This window comes from Novosphingobium sp. PhB57 (genome assembly GCF_004342985.1).
Lineage (GTDB): Bacteria > Pseudomonadota > Alphaproteobacteria > Sphingomonadales > Sphingomonadaceae > Novosphingobium.
In genome coordinates, this window is the sequence record NZ_SMBO01000008.1 from 102,547 (window position 1) to 119,130 (window position 16,584).

Annotated in this window: 9 protein-coding genes; 6 read left to right on the top strand and 3 right to left on the bottom strand. The window is 61.5% G+C overall.

Going from position 1 to position 16,584, the window contains the following annotated elements; genetic code table 11:
• Nucleotides 1-103: 103 nt before the first annotated feature.
• Complete coding sequence (locus tag EDF58_RS21080; protein WP_132269154.1) at nt 104-1,024, bottom strand: HEPN domain-containing protein; 921 nt, start codon at nt 1,022-1,024, stop codon at nt 104-106.
• A gap of 449 nt (nt 1,025-1,473) precedes the next feature.
• On the opposite strand from EDF58_RS21080, the gene EDF58_RS21085 reads away from it, so the two are divergent.
• The 6 genes from EDF58_RS21085 to EDF58_RS21110 all read left to right on the top strand — a co-directional run bounded on the left by EDF58_RS21085 (nt 1,474) and on the right by EDF58_RS21110 (nt 13,819).
• On the top strand, nt 1,474-4,077 hold the full coding sequence (locus EDF58_RS21085; RefSeq protein WP_132269156.1) for a beta-galactosidase: 2,604 nt from the start codon (nt 1,474-1,476) through the stop codon (nt 4,075-4,077).
• A 104-nt stretch (nt 4,078-4,181) separates the two neighbouring features.
• Entirely contained in the window at nt 4,182-6,866 is a 2,685-nt protein-coding gene (locus EDF58_RS21090; RefSeq protein ID WP_165921511.1) for a family 78 glycoside hydrolase catalytic domain, read from the top strand.
• A gap of 689 nt (nt 6,867-7,555) precedes the next feature.
• Nucleotides 7,556-8,131 (top strand): RNA polymerase sigma factor, encoded by a 576-nt coding sequence (locus tag EDF58_RS21095; RefSeq protein ID WP_165921512.1) that lies wholly within the window; start codon nt 7,556-7,558, stop codon nt 8,129-8,131.
• Entirely contained in the window at nt 8,128-9,063 is a 936-nt protein-coding gene (locus tag EDF58_RS21100; protein ID WP_132269162.1) for a FecR domain-containing protein, read from the top strand. The genes EDF58_RS21095 and EDF58_RS21100 overlap by 4 nt, the downstream gene beginning before the upstream one ends.
• A gap of 101 nt (nt 9,064-9,164) precedes the next feature.
• Nucleotides 9,165-12,158, top strand: coding sequence for a TonB-dependent receptor (locus EDF58_RS21105; protein ID WP_132269163.1), 2,994 nt, complete (start codon nt 9,165-9,167; stop codon nt 12,156-12,158).
• A gap of 95 nt (nt 12,159-12,253) precedes the next feature.
• Complete coding sequence (locus EDF58_RS21110; protein ID WP_132269165.1) at nt 12,254-13,819, top strand: alkaline phosphatase D family protein; 1,566 nt, start codon at nt 12,254-12,256, stop codon at nt 13,817-13,819.
• 593 nt (nt 13,820-14,412) lie between these two features.
• Here EDF58_RS21110 and EDF58_RS21115 read toward each other — a convergent pair.
• Together EDF58_RS21115 and EDF58_RS21120 are read right to left on the bottom strand one after the other, a co-directional pair.
• Nucleotides 14,413-15,288 carry an SDR family NAD(P)-dependent oxidoreductase gene (locus tag EDF58_RS21115; RefSeq protein WP_207913084.1) on the bottom strand — a complete coding sequence of 292 codons (876 nt, stop codon included), beginning with the start codon at nt 15,286-15,288 and terminating at the stop codon, nt 14,413-14,415.
• Entirely contained in the window at nt 15,281-16,582 is a 1,302-nt protein-coding gene (locus tag EDF58_RS21120) for a multidrug effflux MFS transporter (RefSeq protein ID WP_243654417.1), read from the bottom strand. The genes EDF58_RS21115 and EDF58_RS21120 overlap by 8 nt, the downstream gene beginning before the upstream one ends.
• Between the last annotated feature and the right edge of the window lie 2 nt (nt 16,583-16,584).

A 16,584-nucleotide genomic window follows, 5' to 3' on the forward strand; every position in this document is an offset into this window, starting at 1 on the left:
GAAAAATAATCCGTGATCGGCTGAGAAAAATAAACGGCGCTAATTGGTGTTAATTGGATATTGCCGGATATTGCTGGTCACGCCTTCAATAGAGCCAAGCGATTTAGTGGCAGGCCTTCTCCCGCAGCTGGGCGAGTCGTTCTTGGCACACAAATTCAACTAAGTCGCGAAGCGCGCGAACACGTTCGATGATGGCGTCGAGGTCTTCCACTTGGACTTTGTAGCTCGTCGAATATCGAGCTTCGACATACGCGCGCTTGAGCAATTCGAAACGACGACGGTCGATTTTCGCCTCCCGCGGCCATGCATCGATAAGTTGCGGGGCGCTTCCTTCCGCTAGGGATCTGAGAAACTTGATATTATGCGAGCGGGGAAAATAAAGCGTCCGCACCAACAGATAACAGGAGTAAGCCGTTTCTACAGCTTGATGAAGATTAAACGTCGCATTCCGAAGCCATTCCTCATCGTCAATTGATTGCTCTAAAGATACTTGGGCGAGTTTCAGCCATCGATTGATCGCTGGAAACTTCTTTTCAAAATGCTCAGTAGCCCTTTCGCGTGCATCGGCCGGCGTCAGCGGTGTCGCTGCGACGAACCTGCTCCCCGGCCCCTCGTACAAGGCAATTCCGTCTCGAGCGATGTCTGCCCAAAAGTACTCGCCGCGGTTGAGGCCCCGATTGACCTCATCCATTGTGTGCACGATGAAATTCACTTGCCGCCTGATCTCCGGATCCCGCTCGATCTTGTCGTCCGCGACATGCCAATATTCGGCCGTATCCGTAAGTTTCGGATGGCTGACGATGATCAGCAGATCGAAGTCGGACTGGTAGCCATTAAGCGGACGATCAACCCAGTCGGTTCGAGCATAGCTTCCGAAAAGGACGATCTTTTGGATTCTGCCGTTCTTCTTCCAAGGCTGCGTGGCGCGGGAAATCGCGACCTCAAACTCGGCCATCAAAATGTTCTTCGCGCGCTCAAGTTCGGCTTGCTGAAGGGCTGGTAGGTGATCGATATCCTTACGCATCAACGGGATTCTCGCTGCAACGCGCCGGATTGACAAGCCCCTGTGACTAACCTTCATCAAGATTTCTGAAACTGATCCCGATCATCCGAGGTTACCCGCACCAGACCCATCCTTGCCGTTCAGTCTTCATTTCGACGCCCCCGGGTGCGGACGTTCCGGTTCCGGCAGTTTGCGACCAGCTCAAGCCGTTTCGGCGAAGCCCCAGGAATGTCGGCTCACGCCGGAACGGGTCATCGTAGCTCTAAACTGCGGTCGAGCAGGTACGCGCCGCAGCTCGATTGTATTTTTGATGCGCTTGGAAGCGGACATTCCCACGCAACCTTAATCTGGCCCCGCTGACCGACCTTGGGACGGGCGGTGGCAAGAAGCGGCTATCTATCCGCAGACGAAATTGCTACAATGCGATACTTAATTCCATATAATGGAACTTATTGATAGGGGGGCTGGACATGCGGCATTTCGAAGTTGAAATATCTGTCGTGAACCCAGATGGCGATCCAGCTATCTCGCAATCCGTCAAGAAGGAGGGGACTGGACTAACCCAGCTGCACCGGCTCTCGTGCTGTATGGCGCACGGTCGGGTGAAGTCTTTATCCGTTTTCAATCAGATCCAGAAGCTCATCGCGGCGGGTGCAACAGCATTGTTATTCGCGACCGCAATGCAGCCGGTCAACGCGGAAATAGTACCCATCAATGCGCGTGCGAACACGCCAGCCCCCGTCGAGAATTATCTCAAGATGGGAACGGGCGCAGGTCCAGGTGGCGTTATTGCCATCAACAACAGCTTCATCACCCGCGACGGCCGACCTTGGATACCGATAATGGGGGAATTTCACTTCTCGCGCTTTCCCTCTGCTTTTTGGGAGGAGGAGTTGCTGAAGATGAAGGCGTCTGGCATTAATACTGTCGCGACGTACATCATATGGAACCAGCATGAGTTGGAACCCGACAAGCTCGATTGGTCGGGCGACCGTGACTTGCGCCGCTTCGCTCAACTCTGTGCGAAACACGGGCTGTTCCTGTACATTCGGCCAGGCCCTTGGGTTCATGCCGAAACGCGCATGGGAGGGTTGCCCGACTGGGTGGTTGAAAGCACGCGACGCCGCACGAACGATCCTGCCTATCTGGCGCAGGTGGAGCGGTTCTGGAGTGGAGTAGCAGAGTCGCTGCGCGGACTGTTGTGGAAGGATGGCGGGCCGGTCATCGGGATGCAGGTCGAGAATGAATATAACCTCACAGGCCCCGGAAAAGGTCCCGACCATATCGCCGCCCTCAAGCGACTGGCGCACAAGCTAAACCTAGACCTGCCGCTTTATACTGTGACCGGATGGGACAATGCAGCCTACCCGCGTGGCGATGTCGCACCTGTCACCGGCGCCTATGTCGATGAGCCATGGAGCGCTTCGACCCGCGAACTACCCCCGCGTGAAGCTTATGCCTTCCGCTTCAAGAGCCGGATCGCCGCCGGTTTAGGCGCCCAGACCGAAGGCGACAAGACGCGCGTCCCCGATGCTGACAAGGACCGTGACTTGACTCCGTTTCTGGGCGCGGAATATGGGCCGGGCCTGCCAGTCATGTATCGTCGTCGCCCTTTGGTCGCACCCGACGACATCGCTGCAATGATCGTTACCCAGATCGGGTCGGGCCTCAACCTGCTTGGCTATTATATGTATCATGGCGGAGCCAATCCGACGGCCTTCGAGCGCGGTCTTGAAGAGACGACCGCGAGCGGCAGCGCCAATGATGTGCCCCGCATTGCCTATGATTTTCAGGCGCCGATCGGCCAATATGGCGAGGTAAATCCGGTTAACGGGTATCTGCGGCCACTGCATTATTTCCTGGCCACATTCGGTGAAGATCTGGCGCGCATGACGGCGCGTCGACCTGACGCCGTCCCTGCGACGCCCGGCGATCTCAACACGCTGCGCGCGGCGGTCCGCAGCGAAGGGGACCGCGGGTTCCTGTTTGTGAACAACTATGTACGCCAATATGCGATGGCCGAGCATCGCGATGTGCAATTCGACATCCATCTGGCCGATGGCGACCTGCGTCTTCCCTCGCGTCCCATAACGGTCAAAAACAAAGCGTATTTCTTTTGGCCCTTCAATATGGACCTAGAAGGCACAAAGTTGCGTTGGGCGACGGCGCAGCCGATCACCCGGATCGACGGCGCCGACGGTGGGCTGCTGCATGTCTTCAGCGCCGCGAATGACGTGCCCGTCGAATTCGTTTTCACAGCCGCGGACATCGTCAGCATATCGGCACGAACGCGGCGCGACGGGGACCGGCTGATCGCGGATATCCATCCGTCGCGCACTCGGTTCGTCACCGTCAGGACTAAAGCAAACAAGACGATCCGGCTGCTGGTCCTTCCTGCTACCGACACGCGAAAGCTTTGGGTGGGCGACATGTTGGGCGTGCGACGGGTGCTTTTGAGCGACGCGGCGGTATTTAGTGAAAAGGGCAAGCTGCTGCTTCGGCAGCGCGGCGACGCGAACTTCACCTTTGCGGCCTGGCCGGCGTTACCCTCGCTTCCCGGAGTGCGCCGCGCCAGCGTCCATGACCTTCCCATCTACCGGGGGAGCGTGAACGCGGTAGCGCCGCTGAAGGTCGAGGTGAAGCAAATCCGCCAGGCATCGGCGGCGGGCCCGCTCAAGATGAGCGGTCCCAGAAACTCTGCGGTCCAACCGGTCGCCGAGGCTTTCGATGGGGCCGCTGCATGGGATATTTCGGTTCCGGAGCAGAGTCTGAAGGGGGTTGAAGATGCATGGCTCAGCATCGACTATCGGGGTGATGTTGGCAGGCTGTTCGACGGAAACACGATGCTAGATGACAGTTTCTGGGACGGGCGCGTTTGGCATGTCGGCCTCAAGCGATTTCGCGCGCGGCTCGGAAAGCCCTGGCAACTGAGCATTGTTCCCTTACCGGCTGACGCGCCGATCTATCTTGATCAGGCCGTCCGCCCCAAGTCCGGTGAAGGAGTGGCCGCTGAACTTCGTTCTCTTACGCTTGAACCCGAATATCAACTTGAACTGGGAGCGATCCGGCCGTGAGCCATGCAATGCCCTCTCGAATAACGCGGCGTCAGGCCGGCAAAATCCTTGTTGGCGGTTCTGCGGCTCTCCTGCTGCCCGCTGCCAACGGTCGACCAAGTGTGATGGCCAGGGATTGCAAGGTCGAATGGCGCGTCAATCCGGTCGGGATCGACAGCGATCGTCCGCGTTTTCGCTGGTGTCTCGATACCGGCCAGGACGCAGGGCCGGTCCGGCAGAAGGCCTTTCGCATCCGCATGATCGGCGATGTGGGAAGCGGACAGGCGGATCAGATAGTCAGCGACAGTGGCTGGGTTCGCTCATCCGAATGCCGATGGCGGCCGGCTTCTGCTTTGCCGTTGCGTTCGCACAGCCGCTATGGCTGGGAACTGGCCATTCGCGTAGAGCATGGCGCTGAAACACCATCCGTGCAGGCCGGCCATTTCGTGACCGGCCTCATGCAGCCAATGCACTGGAATGCACGGTGGATCGGGGCGGAACCGGAAGGGAATATCCTGGGCAAGGCCGTCGAATGGCGCCGCCCGATACAGGACTCCGACCGGATGCCGCTGTTGCGCGGGCAATTTGAGGAAGCGGCCCCTGTTCAGGCCGCTTTCCTGTCGGTCATCGGCCTGGGGCAGTACACGCTCGCAATCAATGGCCAGGGCCTTAATGATGATCAATTGCGGCCAGCCTGGTCGCATTATGCCGACAGCCTCTATTACGACACGTTCGATGTCAGCAATTTTCTGCGACCCGGACTGACAGTGATTTCCGCGATGCTGGGCGACGGGTTCTTCAATGTGGAGGGTGTGAAGGACCGCTACACCAAATTTATGGGATCCTATGGCCGACCCAGGCTTCTCCTCCAGTTGCGGATGATCTTCGCCGATGGGCGGGAGCGGCTTTTCTGCACGGATGATTCATGGTCCTGCGCGGCCGGTCCGGTGATTTTCTCCTCCATCTATGGCGGCGAGGATCACGACGCGCGGTTGGAACCTCTAGGCTGGCGCGAAACGGCGATCCCGCCCGCTGCTTTCCATCCGGTTTCGCTCCTGCCCCCGCCGGGTGGCCGCCTGTTTGCCTCGCCGCTGCCGCCTATGGCGGTAATGGGCAGACTCGAAAATCCTAAGATCACGGCTCTGCCCGGCGGCGCTCTTCTCGCGGACTTCGGCTTGAACTTCGCTGGACGACCCCACGTCATGCTCGATCGGCTCGGCGCTGGCGAGAAGCTGGTCATGAAGCCTGCCGAACTGCTGGGCGTGGACGGGCATATCGATCAGGCCAGCGCGACGGGCGCCAGCGAGCCGGGCTATAAAGGGATCGCCTTTGCCTATACCGGTTCAGGTACGGCAGGCGCGCTAGAGTGGACACCCCGTTTTACCTACACCGGCTTTCGCTACTTGGAGATGGAAGGGGTCGAGCGGAAGAATATCCGCGCACTTCGCGGCGACGTCCTACATCTGGCTGCAGAGCGAAGCGGACGGTTCGCCTGTTCGGATGAAGGACTGGTGCATATTCACCAGCTTATCGAGCAAGCCTTTCTAAGCAACTTCGCTAGTGTTCTAACTGACTGCCCGCATCGGGAAAAGCTGGGGTGGCTTGAACAGGTCTATCTCAATGCGCCGACCGCCTTCTTCAACCGCGACTGTGCAGCCTTGTACGAGAAGATCGGTCGCGACATGCGCGACGCGCAACGCGACAATGGCATGGTGCCCTCGGTCGCCCCGGAGTTCGTCGAATTTGTCCGGCGCGACGGCAGTGACACCGATTTTCGTGATTCTCCGGAATGGGGTTGTGCGATCGTACTCGCACCCTGGGCCGCATATCGCTTCTACGGTGACACCATGGTCCTTGCCGAAAATTTCGATGCGATGCAGCGCTACGCCGCTTATCTTGAAGGACGCGCGGTCGACGGTCTGGTCGATTTTGGCTTGGGCGACTGGTTTGACATCGGTCCCTCAAAGCCGGGCAAAGCGCAATTGACTACAAGGGCCTTTACCGGGACAGCGACCCTGTTCGCAGTGTTGGCGACCATGGCCCGTATCGGCGCCTTGCTCGATCGTCCTGCCGACGCCGCGCTCTATCGTCGCAAGGCGGCCGCGGTCAAAGACAGGATCAACGCGCAATTCCTTGATCCGGCGCGTGGCATCTATGATCGCGGCAGCCAGACGGCCCAGGCGATGGCGCTCGCACTTGGCATCGCGGAACCCCGGCAGCAGCATAAGGTGCTGGCGCGCCTGATCGAGGACATAAAGCAACGCAACTATCATGTCAGCGCGGGGGATGTGGGCTTCTACTATCTCGTTGAAGCGTTGACCCAGACAGGCGGGGCCGACATTTTATACGCAATGCTCAAAAAAACGGATGCTCCCAGCTATGGTGCCCAGATTGCGCAGGGAGCGACGGCGCTGACCGAAGCGTGGGACGCTGCTCGCCACGCATCGCAGAATCATTTTATGCTCGGCCATGCCGAAGCCTGGCTGTTTGGCGGCCTGGGCGGAATTAGAATGGACTTTACTCGAAAAGACGCCCCGATCCTGATAGCGCCGCAGCCGGTGGTAGGTGTCGAATGGACCGATGTCAGCCTGACGTCGGTCCTTGGCGATGTACGATGTGCCTGGCGTCAAGCGGACGGAGAAATTTCGATTGAGGCATCGGTCCCGACCGGCGCTCAGGCCGACCTCATTTTGCCGACTTCGCCCTCTACACATTTGGCGTCTTCGCGATCGATGCGGCTCGGTTCGGGCCGTCATCATTTCACAGTACCTTTAGCGATCGCTAGTGCAAACGCGTCAAACCTAACGTGAATCGGCGCGCATCCATCGTTTGCCACCTTGCCACTGAGGAATCGGCCACGCGTGGACGTAAAGGTTCGAATAACCGACCGTCCGGACTCAGGCATCCCAGTTGCCTCTGGCAGCTGATTTGGGTCGCGAGCCGCCTGCGGCATCCGCATAGGCGAAGGGCAGTTTTCCTGCCTTCGCTTCTCCGAACGCGACATTCCGGATTCGGCCAGTCCAGCCCATTCAGGGAACGATCATCAGGGCTTCAGGAATGGCAGGTGTTAGATGGGGACCTGCCATTCCCCGCCCGGCTCGCGAACGACCGTTTTGTCCCAGCCCAAGGCGTTCGACGCTGGGGCAACTCCGACCCTTTGCGGCCGTTCAATGCCATATTTTCCGTTCCCAGCTGCGGACGTTCTGCTTTGGCGGCAGGTCGCGACCAAACTAAGACGTTTGGAGACTAACGCATGAACGGCCAAGCGTTCTGAAACCCGCCATTCACGGAGTGGGTTGGCCGGGAACCTAGACTCCATCCCGGTCGCTCTGCCGCCTGCAGTCGTTCTCGCACGTGACTGGTTCGTGGAGGTGCAGCACCGCCGCAGGGCCGGTGCCGAATTTTCGTTGTTTACTGTGGGGACGAAGAATCGGTTAGTCATCAGTCAGCTCGGACGAGACGACCGATTTTTGTCATAATCTCCCCTTATGTGCGCGACGTGTCCGAAAAATCCTTCATACGTCACCGCCTGCACGAGGAGGATTCAGCCAATCAGTTGGATGATGGGTCATCGCTGCTCGCTAATGCCGACTGGCATGCGGTAAGGCATGCAATCGTCGCTTATGTCCTGCGTAAAGGGCAGCCGCGCGATGTCGCTGAAGATGTGGCGCAAGAGAGCCTATACAAATTAGTCGCCTATACCCGGCAAGGCCGCCCGGCGAGCCTTTACGGGCTGGCGCTCAAGATCGCGGGCAACAGCCTGATCGACCGGGTTCGTGGGGAAACCCGTTTCGGCGCGCCAGTGGACGAGACTTACGCCTGCGAGGCGCCTCTTCCCGACAAGGTGGCCGAAGATCGCCAGCAACTGGAGAGGCTCAATGCGGCGCTTGAGGGTATCCCATCGCTGCGACGTGCGGTCCTGATGCGCAGAAGGGTGGAAAACCAGTCACATGCGCGCATCGCGGCGGAGTTGGGCCTTTCCATTGCCGCCGTCGAGAAGCATATCGTGCGGGGACTTGGCGATTTGCGCAAGGCCATGGCGGATCGCGTCGCTCGCGGTAAGGGAAAGTCGTGACGCGCGAGGACATCGATAGCCAGGCCGCCTTCTGGGTCGATCGCATGAACCGACCGGTGTTCGATCCGGAGGAGGGGGTGGCATTCGACCGCTGGATGGGTAGCGATCCCGCGCACCGGGAAGCCTACGCCGCCATGTCCGCAATCTGGGAAGACGACGTGCCGGGACTGGCTCGGCTGGACGTCTCCGCCGTGAGTCCCGCAGCGGTGGCCGAGATCTGCACGGGCGAGGGCAGGCTCCGGAAAACCATGATCTTTGCTGCGGCTGCCGTCGCCGTGCTGGCGGTGGGCATCGGCGCTGTCACGCGCCTGATGCCGCATACTTATTCCAGTACACCCGGGGCGGGCGCGACCATCGCCCTTGCCGACGGTTCACAGGTGCGCCTAGGCGGAAACAGCGCGATTACCGTGCAGTACCTGCCCTGGCACCGCAGCATTGAATTGACGCGCGGAGAGGCTGCGTTCGACGTGGTGCGCGATACCTCGCGCCCCTTTGCGGTGGATACGGGAGGCGCTCAGGTCGTTGTGCTGGGCACCGCGTTCCATGTCGACCGGCTTGGCAAAGATGCGATGGCCGTGCAGGTTTCGCGCGGGGCAGTGCAGGTGTGCGCCGGGGATCGGACTGAGGGACTGGCCGCCGGACAGGCCGCGCGAATATCGGGCAAGGTCATTCATCGCGTAGCATTGCAGGAAGAGGATCGTAACTGGGAAGCAGGCTGGTTCGTCGCACATGATGTGCCGCTCTCCGATTTGGTCGAAAAGCTGCGACGTTATAGTCATCGCGCGATTCATATTCCGGATCCGGGAATATCCAAACGTCTCATCGTCGGCCGTTTCAAGGTCTCGGAACCGGAAGCTGCGCTGGAAGCGGTCAGGGTCTCTTATGGTCTGAAGGTTATCGAAAAATCTGGCGGCATTTTTATAACGTCATGAAAATGAAGTAAAAAAGACGCTGAACTTTCATAACAAAATTTGTCCGGATTGATCTTCGCGCGTCGTTTTAATCCCCGAACCACTAGTCGGGGGACTGCATCATGAAACGTCATTTCTTTCTTCTTCTCGCTTCCGCTGCGACCATTCCTGCTGCGGCACAGCCCGTATCCGCACAGACCGCGGACGAAAGCACCCGCACTTTTCGCTTTGACCAGCCGGCGCAGGACCTGACCGAGGCTCTAGTCGGCTTTTCGCGCATCACCCAGTTGCAGATCGCCGCATCGGCGGGAGACCTGCGGGGTCTGCGCAGCGCGCCCGTCAACGGCACGATGACCGCGCGCGCAGCCCTGGCGCAGATAACCCGCGCATTGCCGGTGGAGGCGCGCATCTCGGGCCGCACCGTTACCGTGTCCCGCCGCACGATGACGGCGCAGGCCGGCTCCGCCGCCGGTTCGATATTGGCGGAGCGCAATGGCGAGGCGGCCGACGGCTTGATTCCTGCCTCAACGCTCCCGGGAGAAGACATCGTCGTCACCGGTTACCGCCAGAGCCTGAGCGTGGCGCAGGCGCAGAAGAAGGCGGCGACCGGTTCGCAGGATGTGATCCTGGCCGAGGACATCGGGGCCTTCCCGGACCAGAACCTGGCGGAATCGCTTCAGCGCGTGCCGGGCATCGCGATCACGCGGGACAGCGGCGAAGGGCGCAGCATATCGCTGCGAGGGCTCGGCCCCGACTTCACGCGCACGCAGATGAACGGCATGGAAGTGCTCAGCAACACCGCCTCGGGCATGGACAGCCGCGGCGGTGCTAGCCGCGGCCGCTCATTCGACTACAGCGTCTTCGCCTCGGAACTGTTCAACAAGGTGGTGGTGGAGAAGTCCTATGCCGCCGAACAGGACGAAGGCGGCATCGGCGGTACCGTGTCGCTGCGCACGGCCAAGCCGTTCGACTACGACGGGCGCACGCTTGTTGCCAGCGCCAAGATGCAGACCAACCAGTACACCGAGACGCTGACCCCTCGGGTGGTCGCGCTGGCATCCGACCGGTGGGGCGATTTCGGCGCGCTGGTGTCGGTGGCCTACAGCTCTGCCGAAACGATCGAATGGGGATATCGCAACTGGAACTGGTCGCGGATGATCTTCGGCGCGGCCAATGTCGGCCCCGACATCTCCACCGAGGACCGCGACCTGCTAGTCAACGCTACAGGCGACGACCGCGTCTGGAATTCGCGCGCCCAGACGTACGGCACCTGGTACAACAAGCGCGATCGTCTCGGTCTTACCGGCACGCTGCAGTATCAGCCCGGCAGCGCCACCGACGTGACGCTGGACGTGCTCTATGGCCAATTGACCAACAATCGCGACGAATATGTGATCGGCAACGCCGGGACCAACGGGCTTTCGGCGAACGATGTCACGGGTACCCAGGTAATCCAGAACGTCACAATCGACGAGCACAACAGCATCACCGGCGCCACCGTCAGCGGGGTGGACGTACGCTCGGAATCGAAACCCACGCGTGATCGCACCGAGTTCTGGCAGGTGGCGCTCAACGGCCGCACCATGCTGACAGACAATCTTGAACTGACCGGGCTGGGCGGCTGGTCCTCCTCCACGTTTAATTCAAAGTGGAGCCGCGTCTATCTGGAATCGGTGGGCCACACCGTCTCGTTCGGCGGGCTGGAAACCGAAAACCCGACTAACGGCTACGACTTTGACCCCGCCGACGCCTCGGCCTGGGATCTCCAGTCGATTCAGTGGCGCCGCGACCATATCGAAAGCGAGTTCTACAACGCCAAGGCAGGCCTCAAGTGGACCGTGGATGGCAGTTCCACGTTCAAAGTGGGCGCTGAATTCAAAAAGTTCCGCAACAGCGGCTATCGCTACGATTCCACGGTCAACTACGAAAACAAGAACGCGCTCGGAACCATCCCGACGATGGTGACCGACCACACCAGCGCCATTCCCTATATCGTTGCGGACGTCCCCGCGACGTTCGAGGCGCTCGGGCAGGACGGCAAGCTCGACGCGAGCAATCTGTCGGCGGGCACCGATTACACTGTCCAGGAACGTACCTTTGCGGCTTTCGCCCAGTATGACCTCGACACGCATCTGGGCGCGGTCGGCCTGCGTGCGAACCTGGGCGTGCGCTACTACAACACCCGCCTGACATCGCAGGGCTCGTCTGCAACGAATGCGGGGCTGGTTCCGGTGACCATCATCAATACCTACGACGGGTTCCTCCCGGCCCTCAACATCGCCTTCGACGTCACCCCCGACCTCGTCGTGCGCTTCAACGCCAACCGCAACATCAGCCGTCCGGGGTTGGGCGACCTGAGTGCAGCGGCCACGGTGCGCGTGGCGGGTTATGGCGGCACGATTAGTGCCGGCAACCCGAACCTCGCGCCCTACACGGCGGACTCGGTGGAAGGCGCCGTCGAATACTACGATGGCAAGCGGGGGTTCCTGGGCCTGGCGGTGTTCTACAAAAAGATGAAGTCGTTCGTCACTTCCGAGACGTCGACCGTGCCGTACAGCGAAACCGGCTACCCGCTCGACCTGCTGGAAGAAGGGCAGGACGGCTCCATCGTGTTCAACTACACCCGTCCGGTTAACGGCCCAGGTGCCTCGATCCGTGGCGTGGAACTGTCGGCGCGGCGCGATTTCGACTTCCTGCCTGCCCCGCTCGACGGGTTTGGTGCGATAGGCAACGTGACGTATGCGGACGGTTCGACCGACGTGTTCTACAATCAGGTCCCGGTCGAACTCCCGCTCGTCTCGCTGTCGAAGTTGTCGTATAACGCAACGCTCTACTACGACACCGAGCGAGCAGGTGCGCGTATCTCGATGGCATCGCGTTCGCGCTATCGCAACGGCAACGGCGGCAACAACAACATCGGTGAATTCTTCGCGCCGTCCACGGTGTTCGACGCCACCGCTTATTTCAATGTAACCCCTGCGGTCCAGCTGCGGGTCGAGGCTCTCAACCTCACCAACGAGCCGGTGATGCAGTACGCCGACACCGATGCCAAGCGCCTGATGACCAGCACTGTGAGCGGACGCACTTTTACCTTCGGCGCCTCGATCCGCTTCTGATCCACCCTTTCCCGCCCCCTGCATCCCGGGGGGCGGCGAGCGGTCGTGACAACATGATCGCGCGGCCGCTCGCCATCTGATCCGGATATCCGCACATGATCCAGCATCCTTTTGCCCGGCGCGGCATCCTCGCCTCCGGCCTTCTCCTGGGCCTTTCGGCGGGAGCCGTGGGGGCCTCGGTCCGCCACACGTTCCGGACCGATCCCTTCACGTTAGGCGTGGCAGCGGGCGATCCGGCACCTGACGGGTTCGTTATCTGGACGCGGCTTGCCCCCAACCCGCTGGTGCAAGACGGCGACATGCCCGCCGTCGATGTCGTGGTCGGCTGGGAGGTCGCCAGCGACCCGCAGTTCCGCCAGGTGGTCCAGCGCGGTGAAGGCCGCGCGATCGCAGCGCTGGCACACTCGGTCCATGTCGAGGTGGAAGGGCTGCTGGCCCACCGCCCTTACTGGTATCGCTTCCTTGCGCCGGGTAACATACCTAGCCCGGCAGGCAGGGCGCGCACGCTGCCCGCGCCCGATGCCCCCGTGAGGCAGGCCCGCATCGCCTCGGTCGGCTGTCAGGACTACGAACGCGGGCTCTATACCGCGTATCGCCACCTTAGCGCCGAGCCCGATATCGACGCGGTGTTCCATTACGGCGACTACATCTATGAATTCGGCCCGCGCGAAAACGGCGTCGTGCGTCGCCACTGGGGCGGCGAGACGATGACCTTGTCGGACTATCGCCTGCGCTACGCCCAGTACAAGCTCGACCCCGACCTTCAGGCCGCGCATGCCTCTGCGGCGTTCATCATGTCGTTCGACGATCATGAAGTGGACGACAACTGGGCCGGCCCCTACGGCAAGGACGGCGGCCCGCTCGGCCTCTTCGCGGCGCGTAAGCGTGCTGCATTCCAGGCTTGGTACGAACATGTCCCCGTGCGCGCCAACACCCGCCCGGACCTGCCCGGCTCCCATTGCTTCCGCCGTTTCGACTTCGGCGCACTGATGCGCATGCACGTGCTCGACACCCGGTCGTACCGTAGCCGGCAGCTGTGCGAGGGCGGCGAGATGACTGGAGAAGAGCGCGCCGCCTGCCTTCCCGTTTATACGCCCGAGCGAACCATGCTGGGCGCCGAGCAGGAACGCTGGCTGGGGGAAGGCCTGCGCCAAGACGCGAGCTGGCATTTCGCTGCGCAGCAGGTCCTGATGATGCCATACGATGCGCGTAAGGACGGGGAGACCTTGCCACAGCGCGGCACCGACAACTGGAACGGCTATCCCCACGCCCGCCAGCGCTTCGTCGACATGCTCAAGCATCACGGGAAGACCAACGTCGTGATCGGCAGCGGCGACATGCACCAGAACGTAGTCGGCCACCTGACCGTCGATCCCGAAGACGCGACTTCGGCCCCGCTCGCCGCCGAATTCCTCGCCACCTCAATCTCATCAAGCGGGACTGGAGGCGCGCATTATCCGAAAGAACTGCACGTGCTGGACAACAACCCCAACGTGTCGCTGCTCAACAACCAGCGCGGCTATCATCTCTACACGGTGACTCCCAACATGTGGGAGACTGAGATCAAGGTGGTCGATCAGATAGACCGGGTCGGTGGACGGCTATCCACGCTGGCGCGCTTTTGCGTCGGCCCCGCTCGGCCGAAGCCCGAACCGCTCTAGATGGAGTAGCGGACCCGGCATCTGATGGATCGAACAGCATGCAACCAGCCAGCTTTTTCGTGGCCGGTAGCAGGCTCTTCGCGAATGGCGGTTCCATGTGAAACGCGTCATTCAGGTTCGCGGTCGCGAAGGACGGTTGTGTCCCACGACTTGCCTTCCGATGTCGACCCTTCACGGACACTCAACCCCCGATTTTCCGTTCGCAGTTGCTGCCCGTCCGCTTTCTCATCTGCGATGCTCAAGATTGGCCGGTAGGCGACTGTCCGGTTCAGAGCGAAGTCGCCCAAATAGCTGACACTCGCTTAAGGGCGGCCGCCGGCAGCAGACGACCAGAGCTGGTCGTTTACATCAGCGGCCATAAGCGTCCGCTTCTGACAGTAGCTGCCAATGGAAGGTCTCGAAGCGGAAGATCGGCAGTACGCTTGAATGTTGGTACGGGATTGCGAAACCTTTCGGCAGCGCAATCCCGCTGATGGTATGGTTCAGTTGGCAAGCAGCCCGATCGTTCCGGGCAACCAGGCTGTGACCAGCTGGATCACGTCGGACATAGGCGGCAACGCTTTTGCCGCCCGTCGGCATGCATCGATGGCCTGCTAGCTGGCGGCCGGCGCAACGGCGCCATGTCGGCGCTCGACGAAGGCGTCGAATTGTTCTTTCCAATCCGGATGCCATCGCGACAAGGCCGGGCGATTTTCGGTCAAATCGCCCGCGCCCCAGGCGATGCGTGCGGCGTCCATTTCCGGCGACACCGCACCGTCGGGGCAGATGATGTAAAAGTCACCGACCTCTACGCCCAAGATCATGCGCTCGACGACCTGCTCCGGTGCCCAACTCCCTTCGGGCTGCCGGCCGTCCGGCGTGCTGGTCATACCTGTGAACGTCCATCCGGGCACCAGAAGATGCGCCGTTACCCTACTATGCGCCTCCCTTAGCCCATGCGCGAGCTGCTCGGTCAGCGTCCTCACGCCAGCCTTCGCGACGGCATAGGCCGGACGCCCGGGCGGGTTCGTAATGCCCTGCTTGGAACCCGTATTGATAATCGCGCCGGGCTGGCCTTGCGCGTTCATGGTCGCGGTAAAGGCGTGAACGCCGTTGACCACACCCCACAGGTTCACGTCGAGCGTGCGTCGCCATGTATTGAGGCCCGTCCAGTTGTCGCCTCCTTCACCGCCGATCGCGGCGTTGTTCATGAGAAGGGTGACAGAACCGAAGGCGTCGAACGCGCTGTCGCGCAGACGCTCGACATCTTCGATCCGGCTGACGTCGCCCGCCAGGAAACGCACGCCGGCGCCGAGCCGATCGGCAAGTGCTGCAAGCGCTGCCTCGTCCTGATCGAAAAGAACGAGGCGCATGCCCGTGTTGGCGAAGCGCTCGGCTGCGGCACGGCCGATGCCGCTGGCAGCACCAGTAATGACCGCCACATTGCCGCGCGCGATCAGCGGCGTCGCCGCCTTTCCGATATCACTCATGACGTGCTCCTTTCGTTTCAGCATCCTCACGGCTGTGAAGATGCGATATGCTTTTTGCTGACTTCAAATCCTGCCGACGCTGCCCGAACCGAAGCCAGGCCGCGCAGGCGAAACTACCAAGCCCGCCCATAGCGACCATCACACCCATCGCCCGCGGCGTGCCATCGGCCATGGCTCCGGCGAGCGCCGATCCAATCACGCCGCCGCCGTATTGCATCGCACCGACCAACGCCCCGACCGCCCCTGCCTGGCGGGGAAAGGCGGAGAGCGCGCCGGCGACGGCATTGGCACCGATCAGACCCGTAGAGGAAACGAACAGGAAGATCGGAACGGCGAGCCCCGCCACGCCGCCCCAATCCGTCCACGCAGCCAGCGCGGTGGCGATCCCGCCCAAGGCTGCCAAGCCGGCGCCCCAGAGCAGCATGCGGTCGAGCCCCAGGCGAGAGACGAACTTGGCGTTGACGAGGTTCATGACCATCATGCCGATGATCCCGGCTCCGATCAGCAGACCATATGCCGCTGCCGGCACATGGTGATAGGCGATATAGGCGAAGGGAGAGCCGGCAATATAGGCGAACGTGCCGCCGAAGAATAAGCCGCAGGCGCCGCCATAGCCCAACAGCCGGCGATCGAGGATAAGGTAGCGATAGCTTGCAAACGCGCTCCCAAGCGACGCGCTGTTGCGCCGCTCCGGTGGCAGCGTCTCCGGTAGGGTCGCCAGCGCTGCCAACGTGATGATGCCGATCAGAACGAGCGTCCAGAAGATGGCGCGCCATCCCGCCAGCGTGAGGATTTGCGCGCCGGCAATTGGACCGATCAGCGGAGCGATCGCCATCACCGTCATCAGCGTCGACAGCATCTGCGCCGCCTTGTCGCCCTCATGAATGTCACGGACCATCGCTCGCCCGAGGACGACCCCCGCGCTGGCGCCGATCGCCTGCACGAGCCGCCAGGCGATCATCGCCGCCGCGCTGCCCGAGAGGGCACAGCCCGCCGAACCGATCAGGAACAGCGCGATCCCCAAGGCGGTGGGGCGTCGGCGGCCGTAGCGATCGGCCATCGGCCCCCAAAACAATTGGCCAAGACTGAACCCGATCAGGAACCCGGAGATGGTGAATGCCATGGTGCCGCTGTCCGAGTGCAGCGCTCGCGCCATGGTCGGCAACGCCGGCAGATAGAAGTCGGTCGAGATCGACGCGAACCCCATCAGTAGCCCGAGCACGGCGAGCGTTCGGCGCGCCGCTGCCGGTCCTTCGCTGGCCGCGGTTGTGAGGCTGCCGGGTAATGCCGCCACGA

Excerpts from the sequence above, each read along its gene's own strand:
- EDF58_RS21105 (WP_132269163.1), top strand. The coding sequence starts at position 9,165 with ATGAAACGTCATTTCTTTCTTCTTCTCGCTTCCGCTGCGACCATTCCT.
- EDF58_RS21085 (WP_132269156.1), top strand. The coding sequence starts at position 1,474 with ATGCGGCATTTCGAAGTTGAAATATCTGTCGTGAACCCAGATGGCGAT.
- EDF58_RS21080 (WP_132269154.1), bottom strand. The coding sequence starts at position 1,024 with ATGCGTAAGGATATCGATCACCTACCAGCCCTTCAGCAAGCCGAACTT.
- EDF58_RS21115 (WP_207913084.1), bottom strand. The coding sequence starts at position 15,288 with ATGAGTGATATCGGAAAGGCGGCGACGCCGCTGATCGCGCGCGGCAAT.
- EDF58_RS21090 (WP_165921511.1), top strand. The coding sequence starts at position 4,182 with ATGGCCAGGGATTGCAAGGTCGAATGGCGCGTCAATCCGGTCGGGATC.
- EDF58_RS21110 (WP_132269165.1), top strand. The coding sequence starts at position 12,254 with ATGATCCAGCATCCTTTTGCCCGGCGCGGCATCCTCGCCTCCGGCCTT.